The organism is Streptomyces sp. SM1 (assembly GCF_002910825.1).
Lineage (GTDB): Bacteria > Actinomycetota > Actinomycetes > Streptomycetales > Streptomycetaceae > Streptomyces > Streptomyces okerensis.
The window spans coordinates 1-4162 of the sequence record NZ_NEUB01000765.1 but is presented as its reverse complement, the minus strand read 5'-3'; the positions used below and the strand labels follow the sequence as shown (position 1 = coordinate 4162).

The window sequence follows — 4162 nt, the reverse complement described above, 5'->3', positions numbered from 1 at the left end:
TCCCGGCCGGTCCACGCCTCGCGTGCGCCTCCTGCGGGCCGCGGCGGCCGGTGCGGTGGGCGCCCTCGTCACCTGCTTCGCCCTGGTCGCCTCCGCCGCCCGCACGGCCCCGGCGGTCTCGTCGGAGTACGCCGGCCGGGCGCCGGAGGCCGGGGCCAAGAACATCGTCAACGCGATCATCGTCGACTTCCGCGCGCTGGACACCTTGGGGGAGATCTCGGTCCTGCTGGTCGCGGCGATCGGCGTCACGAGCCTGGTCCGCGTGAACGGGGGCGAGCGGCGGGCGTCGGGCGCCGGTTCGGCCGGCACGTTCCCGACCGCGCACTGGGACGAACCGACGCGGCCCTGGCTGCCGGGTGCCGACGAGCGGCCGGGCGGCGAACGATCGGTCCTGCTGGAGGTGGCCACCCGTCTGCTGTTCCCCTCGATCCTGCTGCTGTCGCTCTTCCTGCTCTTCTCCGGCCACTACCGTCCGGGCGGCGGCTTCTCCGGCGGCCTGGTGGCGAGCCTCGCCTTCGTGCTGCGGTACTTGGTGGGCGGACGTGCGGACCTCGGAGCGGCCGCACGGGTGCCCGCGAGTGTGGTCGCGGGTTCGGGCCTGCTCCTCGCCGCCGCCGTCGGCCTGCTGCCGCTCGCCTTCGGCGGCGTGCCGCTGCAGAGCACGGTGGTGACGGTCCATCCGCCGGTGCTGGGCACGGTCGAGCTCGCGACCAGCCTGTTCTTCGACGTGGGTGTCTATCTGCTCGTCATCGGGGTCGTTCTCCTACTGCTGTCGGCGGTGGGCGTCGCACTGGGCGAGGACGGCGCCCGGGCGGACCGCGAGAGGGAAGGAGAATCCCGGTGAAATCGATCGACGTGACCATGGCACTCGTGGTCGGCGGCCTGTTCGCGGCAGGCTTCCACCTCATGCTGCAGCGGTTGCTGATGCGGATCGTCCTCGGCTTCATTCTCCTGGGCCACGGCACCAACCTCTTGCTGCTGGTGGTCGGGGGCACGCCCGGACGGCCCCCGGTGCTGCCGGGGAAGGGACCGGCCCCCGGGCAGACGGCCGACCCGTTGCCGCAGGCCATGGCGCTCACGGCGATCGTGATCACCTTCGGTCTCACCGTGTTCCTGGTGGCACTCGCCTACCGGTCCTGGCGGCTGTCCGGGCACGACGAGGTACGCGACGACCTGGAGGACCGGAGGATCGGCACCGCCCGGGAACGCGCCGGGAAGGAGACCCCGCCGGAGCACGGTGCGGACGACGTGACGAGGGAAGGAGGCCGATGACGGCGGCGCTGCCGGTCCTTCCCGTGCTGCTGCCGGTGCTCGGCGCCGGCCTCTCCCTGCTCCGTCTTCCGCACGCCGTGGTGCGCGCACTCAGCACGGGCATCCTCACCGCCGTCCTGGTCTGTGAGGCCGCCCTCCTGGTCCTGGCCGACACGCGCGGGCCGCAGGCGCTGCACGTCGGCGGCTGGCCCGCTCCCCTGGGCATCACCCTCGTGGCCGACCGGCTCTCGGCCCTGTTGCTCACCGTGTCGACCCTGGTCGCGCTGGCCGTGCTGGTCTTCGCCATCGGCCAGGGCACCGCCGAGGAGCGCCCCCGCACGGCGGCTCTCTTCCATCCCGCCTACCTGCTGCTCGTCACGGGCGTGAGCCTCGCGTTCCTCTCCGGCGACCTGTTCAACCTCTTCGTCGCCTTCGAGGTGATGCTCGCCGCGTCCTACGTTCTGATCACCCTGGACGCGGACGAGAACCGCACCCGCGCGGGGATGACGTACACGATCGTCAGCCTGACGTCGTCGCTGCTCTTCCTCTCCCTGGTCGCATTGGTGTACGCGGCCACCGGCACGGTCACACTGGCGCAGCTCGGCCCGCGGCTGGCCGAACTGCCGGACGGGCTGCGTGGCGCGTTCGCCCTGCTGCTCCTGGTGGTCCTGGGCGTCAAGACGGCCATCATCCCGCTGCACTTCTGGCTGCCCGACAGCTACCCCACCGCCCCGGCACCGATCACCGCCGTGTTCGCCGCGCTGCTGACCAAGGTCGGCGTGTACACGCTGCTGCGCACCCAGACACTGCTCTTCCCCCGCACCGATGTGTGGGTCCTGCTGGCCTGTGCGGCGATCATCACCATGCTGATGGGGATCCTCGGCGCCATCGCTCAGGACGACCTCAACCGGCTGTTGTCCTTCACCCTCGTCAGCCACATCGGTTTCATGCTGTTCGGGCTGGCGCTCTTCGACATCCGGGGCCTGACCGGCAGCATCCTCTACGTCGTCCACCACATCGTCGTGCAGGCGGCGCTGTTCCTCGCCGTCGACCTCGCCGTGCGCCGTGCGGGGACCGCGGCGCTGCACCGCCTGACGCGACGGGCGCCCCCGGGCGTCCTGGTCCTGCTGTTCGCGATTCCGGCCATGAGCCTGTCGGGGATCCCGCCGTTCTCCGGTTTCATCGCCAAGCTGGCCCTGCTGCAGGCCGGAGTCGCGCAGGGCGGCCCGGCGGCGTACGCCCTCGCCGGGGCCGCCCTGCTCACCAGCCTGCTGACGCTGTACGCCATGACCCGGGTATGGACAGCGGCCTTCGCCGCGCGGCCGGCGGACCACGGGAAGGCAGACCACGGAAAGGCAGCACCGCCGGAGCCGGACGCGTCGACCCCGGACGCCTCGACGCCGGACGCGCCCCCGGTGGCCCGGCTGCGCAGGACACGGCTGATGCTCACCGCCGCGGCCGGCATGACGGTGGCCGGGCTCACGATCGCCGCGTGTGCGGGCCCGCTCGCCCGTCTCGGCGAACGGGCCGCCGAGGATCTGCTGCACCCGCACGCGTACCGGTCCGCAGTGCTGGGGGAGGGGGAGCGGTGACCCGTCCCCCGAGCCGTCCGCGACGGGGCCGCACGGTGCTGCGCCGTCTGCCGCTGATCGTCTGGCTGTGGCTCCTGTGGGTCCTGCTGTGGGGTTCCACCAGTGCGACCGTCCTCATCGGCGGCCTGCTCGTCGCCGTCGCCGTGGTGCTGCCCTTCCCGCTGCCCGCCGTGCTGCCGGGAGCGGTGCCACGGCCGCTGCCGATCGGGCGACTGGTGGCCCACCTGCTCATCGACCTCGTCAGATCGGGACTCACCGTCGCGTGGCAGGTCGTCCGTTACGGCGGAGGAACCTCCTGCGCGATCATCGAGGTACCGCTGCGGGTCGACAGCGACCTGCTGGTCACAGCCGTGGCCGAGGTCACCACCATCACCCCGGGGACCCTGGTGACGGAGATCGACCGGCGACGCGGACTCCTGTACGTCCACGTGCTCCCGGCGCACGACGACCGGGACATCACCCACCGCCGCGACGAGGTGCGGGCCGTGGAGCACCGGGTCGCCCGTGCGGCCGGTCACCGCCACCGCAGTGACGCGCACGGCCTGCGGTCCGGCGAGCCGGACGACACACCGAGGCAGTCCCGGGAAGGGGAACGATGACAGTGCTGTACGGCGTCACGCTGACCGTGATGGCGGTGGCCGTCCTGTTGACACTCCTGCGCCTGGTCCGCGGCCCGAGCGCCCTCGACCGCATCATGGCCCTCGATGTCCTCGTGACCATGGCCATCGCCGGGATCGCGGTGAGCATGGTCACGCGCGACGACACCACGGCCGTTCCCGTGCTCGTCGTCCTCGCCCTGCTCGCCTTCATCGGATCGGTGACGGCGGCGCACCTGCTGGAGAAGCGGGAAGGAATGCGATGACCGTCGTGCGGGACGCGATCACGGCCGTGCTCTTCTCGGCCGGCGCGCTCTTCTGCCTGCTGGGCGCGCTGGGGCTGCTCCGCTTCCCGGACACCATGAGCCGGCTTCACGCGGCCGCGAAGGCCCAGACGCTGGGGGTGCTGCTCATCCTGGTGGGAGCGGCCGTGCAGATGTCCCCGAGCCATGCCCCGGTGCTGCTGCTCGTCGCCCTGTTCCAGCTGTTCACCGTGCCGATCACGGGCCAGATCATCGCCCGTACGGCGTACCGCACCCACGGGCTCGACCGTGACCGGCTGCTCCGCGACGAACTCGCGGACCGTCTCGCCCGGGACGGCACCCCCGTGGACGGACAGGACTCCGCCGAGGGGGACGACGACGCGGAGCGCTGACCGCGGGGCAGGGCCGGGGAGCGCTCGTGGCCGGGGAGACGGCGACGGCCGGGAGCGCCGCCGACCGC

6 protein-coding genes are annotated in these 4162 nt (G+C 72.4%); all 6 read left to right on the top strand.

Translation table 11 applies throughout. The features are described 5' to 3' along the window. Positions 1 to 844: hydrogen gas-evolving membrane-bound hydrogenase subunit E (gene mbhE / locus B9S61_RS23085; protein WP_308457785.1), on the top strand; the 844-nt coding region annotated here is incomplete at its 5' end. Further along, positions 841 to 1272: a Na(+)/H(+) antiporter subunit C gene (locus tag B9S61_RS23080; RefSeq protein WP_103543981.1), complete on the top strand. Its 432-nt coding sequence runs from the start codon at positions 841 to 843 to the stop codon at positions 1270 to 1272. The genes mbhE and B9S61_RS23080, both read left to right, overlap by 4 nt. Beyond that, positions 1269 to 2843: a Na+/H+ antiporter subunit D gene (locus B9S61_RS23075; RefSeq protein WP_103543980.1), complete on the top strand. Its 1575-nt coding sequence runs from the start codon at positions 1269 to 1271 to the stop codon at positions 2841 to 2843. The genes B9S61_RS23080 and B9S61_RS23075 overlap by 4 nt, the downstream gene beginning before the upstream one ends. After that, positions 2840 to 3442, top strand: coding sequence for a Na+/H+ antiporter subunit E (locus B9S61_RS23070; protein WP_103543979.1), 603 nt, complete (start codon positions 2840 to 2842; stop codon positions 3440 to 3442). The genes B9S61_RS23075 and B9S61_RS23070 overlap by 4 nt, the downstream gene beginning before the upstream one ends. After that, positions 3439 to 3705, top strand: a complete 267-nt coding sequence (locus B9S61_RS23065; RefSeq protein WP_103543978.1) for a monovalent cation/H+ antiporter complex subunit F — start codon at positions 3439 to 3441, stop codon at positions 3703 to 3705. Before B9S61_RS23070 ends, B9S61_RS23065 begins: the two co-directional genes overlap by 4 nt. Further along, complete coding sequence (gene mnhG, locus B9S61_RS23060; RefSeq protein ID WP_103543977.1) at positions 3702 to 4094, top strand: monovalent cation/H(+) antiporter subunit G; 393 nt, start codon at positions 3702 to 3704, stop codon at positions 4092 to 4094. The genes B9S61_RS23065 and mnhG overlap by 4 nt, the downstream gene beginning before the upstream one ends. The last annotated feature ends 68 nt before the right edge of the window (positions 4095 to 4162 follow it).

Excerpts from the sequence above, each read along its gene's own strand:
- B9S61_RS23075 (WP_103543980.1), top strand. The coding sequence starts at position 1,269 with ATGACGGCGGCGCTGCCGGTCCTTCCCGTGCTGCTGCCGGTGCTCGGC.
- B9S61_RS23065 (WP_103543978.1), top strand. The coding sequence starts at position 3,439 with ATGACAGTGCTGTACGGCGTCACGCTGACCGTGATGGCGGTGGCCGTC.
- mnhG (WP_103543977.1), top strand. The coding sequence starts at position 3,702 with ATGACCGTCGTGCGGGACGCGATCACGGCCGTGCTCTTCTCGGCCGGC.